This is a genomic window from Vibrio sp. 1151_11 (assembly GCF_029478525.1).
GTDB classification, from domain to species: domain Bacteria; phylum Pseudomonadota; class Gammaproteobacteria; order Enterobacterales; family Vibrionaceae; genus Vibrio; species Vibrio anguillarum.
The window spans coordinates 1-3,128 of record NZ_SHMN01000065.1 but is presented as its reverse complement, the minus strand read 5'-3'; the positions used below and the strand labels follow the sequence as shown (position 1 = coordinate 3,128).

The window sequence follows — 3,128 nt, the reverse complement described above, 5'->3', positions numbered from 1 at the left end:
CAACGCGATCAAGAAACAACAAATATGTGATGACGATTTATTGCTTAAGTCCAGCCATGAGAACATAGAATTCACAGTTCAATTCAAACCCGATTTAGTTGATAAAAACTCACTTTGCCTAACGCCCTGTTAAGGTGTGAGCAACGCAATACTTAAGCCGCCGCATACCACCTTAAACACTAAACGCAACGCATAGTTAAAATGCCACGTGTTGCGAATCACTCTTAAACAGTTTGTTATACGTTTGTATGCTTCCAGTTTAAATACTTGCACAACCCTTCGAGATCAGGGAATAGTGTTTGACTGTTGATACCATGTCGATCTAGTGCTTTAAGCATATGTTCTCTATCACATTCAGCAATACGTAGTTCTACAACTGAACTTTTTATCTTGTTATTTTTCTCTAATGGAACAAATTTATTAGTTTTGCTCGAAAACTTGTGTGATGTAAACCAACCATGTTGAGCAACAATTCTTGGATTGTTTAAGCTTGGGCGAAATACTCTTGTCGCGCCTGCTTCGAATGGACCTACATCTGAATCGTGCAGGTAATCATCTGCATATAGTACATATACATACGCATCACCCTGCTTGTAATCCGAACAAGCAAACCAGAGTGCAGTTAGAGGATTACTTGACCAATCTAGTAGCCGTGTTTTAAGACCAAAGTGCTGAGCGACGACCAAGAGCTCCCAATCAGATACACTCGAATTTGGAAGTAAAGAACTCCCCATACGACGAAGTTCATTTAGAACCTCCTTCTCACTTTCTGTCGTATCAATGCTTGGGTTCTCTCTACAAACATTAGGTAAAAGATTACCTTTAGTCGTCTGACCTCTAAAAAGGACTAATTCAGAATCTGAACTCAACAGCTCTACTTCTTTGATAAAGTCAGAAAATGCTTTAACTCTTTTAGTTTTCATAATACTCCTGAAACGTATAACGCCGCATTAAGTGGTGAGCAACGCCAACCACCTTACCTAAACCATTGTGACATAAACACTTAAACTGAAGTAAGCCGAAAGCGCCAAGCGTTGGGAATCCGTCTTAAATGCTTTGTTAGAACTCTTTTAAAAAACCACAATAACTGTATTGACATACAGTATTTTTGTATGCAACATAATTATTATACTACTGCCTCAGGAGAGGAAAATGAACTTAACAGAAGTAATCCAAGTTTTTATGACAATCCTTTTGGCAAGGTATGCTCTTGATCTTAACCCGGAGCTACACTCTAAAGTATCTGCATTCGATAACTCATTTAGAAATATCATTGATTCATATCGCCAAAACAATGCCATAGAGCTTATGCAGGTTACTAAGTCTTTTTTTGGCTACCTAAGCCTATTTTTGCTCATTCTACTTCTTATCTCCATGTATCTTTTCGGGCAGTCAAAGCACGTATTCGCTTATTACCTTATTATGAGTCTAACTTATTCAGCTGCAGTGTGGTTCGCTATTTCATGGTTTTCAGATAAAGGTAAATTTGCCATGAAAATGCTTTTCGATTACTCAAAGATGGCTGTCTGGATTTTAACACTTCCAGTTCTTGATTATATTGCTAGTCAAGAAGTCAGTATAACTAACATGTCATTACAGCTATTACTTATGCCATTGGAACCTCTAGGCATTTCAATAGAACTAAGCTCCAACATTTGGATAAATGGCGTGGCAATATTCTTGATTTTTGAAGGTATGTTTGTCATGTACCTTATATTTACCACTATATTTCTAGCGCCAATTGCTATTAGTGCATTTGCTTTTCTTTTCTCGACCATAAAAATAGCGAATTGGGCAACCTACTTTTCCAGAAATAGACCATTATCACCTATCTGTTTTGCGATCTTAATAATTGCGACTCTAGTTGAAAAGTTACATTGAGTTCTAACGCCAAATTAAGGTGTGAACAACGCTGACACCTTACCTAACGCATTGTGCCATAAACACTAAACCGACTTGAAGTGAGGGCGCCCAGCGTTGTGAATCACTCTTAAATTTCTTGTTAGGCAAATGTTTCGCCCGGCTCCTTAGGGTTGGAGCCATATTCATTACTTCCTTCATTTCCGTCAGTTGCTGCGAATATGATAAGCACTATCAATCCAATTAATGGGATCAGCCCAATTAAAACCCACCACCCTGTGCGACCAATATCGTGTAGCCTACGAACAGTAACAGCTATACCTGGAATTAAAACTGCCAACCCGTAAATAGTACCGATAAATACAGTACCCAAGAAGCCATCAACAAACCCCAAAATGAAAGACAAAATGAGGTTAAATAAAAAGAACATCCAGTATTCCTTTCGTCTAGCCCTTCCACTAAAAACTGCATACTTCTTTAAAACAGCCAAATACCAATCCATTTTATTTCCTCTGTTAGTTATAAACACCGTTGTTAGAAAGTTATTCGCCACCTAAGCTAATTGCAACGCTTATTGCATACGAATCGTCACCATAAATGGTTTTAACCATTGATTCTACTTCATTTCCTAGCTTGCTTACTATCACGTCATTTAACGAGTTGGCACGATAAACAACCGTAATACTAGTTAATTCACCATTATGGATATTCCAACTTATTTCTGCTTTAGCACCGAGATTATTGATACTTAGATCATTAAACTGCTTTTCTTTATTGTCCATATCTTGGAATGCTTCGAAAGGAGAGCATGCTGCAATACCAATAAGCAAAAGCGAACTTAAAGTTAATTTCAAAACTGTCATTGAAGATCCTAAGGAAATTTTGCCTAACGCCCGGCTAAGGGGTTGACAACGCATAGCCGAACTCAAAAAACACACTGTAAACACTGAGCTTCAATTTTGCACTAAAGTCGCCACGCGTTGGCAATCCCTCTTGAGCCGTTTGTTAGGCCAACCGATTGACAACGACATTTTCAAAACCAAAGAACGAGCTTTTTTGTAAATTTGAAGCAAATTAAACCATTCATTTATAAACCAAAGCCCTAAATCAGCAAAGAAACCAACAAATTCAAATTGAGCGATTTGGAAGAAAAGTGACGAGCGTAGCATGCTCGGCGGACGTTTGGATGCTGAAGGTTATTTTGCCGCTAAACTCACAGCGCTAAACAACCCAACACGATCAAGAAACAACAAATATGTGATGACGAT

4 protein-coding genes are annotated in these 3,128 nt (G+C 38.2%); 1 reads left to right on the top strand and 3 read right to left on the bottom strand.

Annotated elements, in window-relative coordinates; all coding sequences use genetic code 11:
- Positions 1-236 precede the first annotated feature (236 nt).
- A complete protein-coding gene (locus tag EXZ60_RS18630) occupies positions 237-923 on the bottom strand; it encodes an FRG domain-containing protein (protein WP_217513109.1) in 687 nt (228 codons plus the stop codon).
- Between the two features lie 229 nt (positions 924-1,152).
- Between EXZ60_RS18630 and EXZ60_RS18625 the strand changes: the two genes are divergently transcribed.
- Positions 1,153-1,881: a hypothetical protein gene (locus EXZ60_RS18625; protein ID WP_277436134.1), complete on the top strand. Its 729-nt coding sequence runs from the start codon at positions 1,153-1,155 to the stop codon at positions 1,879-1,881.
- A gap of 121 nt (positions 1,882-2,002) precedes the next feature.
- Here EXZ60_RS18625 and EXZ60_RS18620 read toward each other — a convergent pair whose 3' ends face one another.
- Positions 2,003-2,362, bottom strand: a complete 360-nt coding sequence (locus tag EXZ60_RS18620; protein ID WP_274684019.1) for a DUF805 domain-containing protein — start codon at positions 2,360-2,362, stop codon at positions 2,003-2,005.
- A 40-nt stretch (positions 2,363-2,402) separates the two neighbouring features.
- The gene (locus EXZ60_RS18615; RefSeq protein WP_194568933.1) at positions 2,403-2,723 is read right to left on the bottom strand and encodes a hypothetical protein; all 321 of its coding nucleotides are present in this window, start codon (positions 2,721-2,723) and stop codon (positions 2,403-2,405) included.
- Between the last annotated feature and the right edge of the window lie 405 nt (positions 2,724-3,128).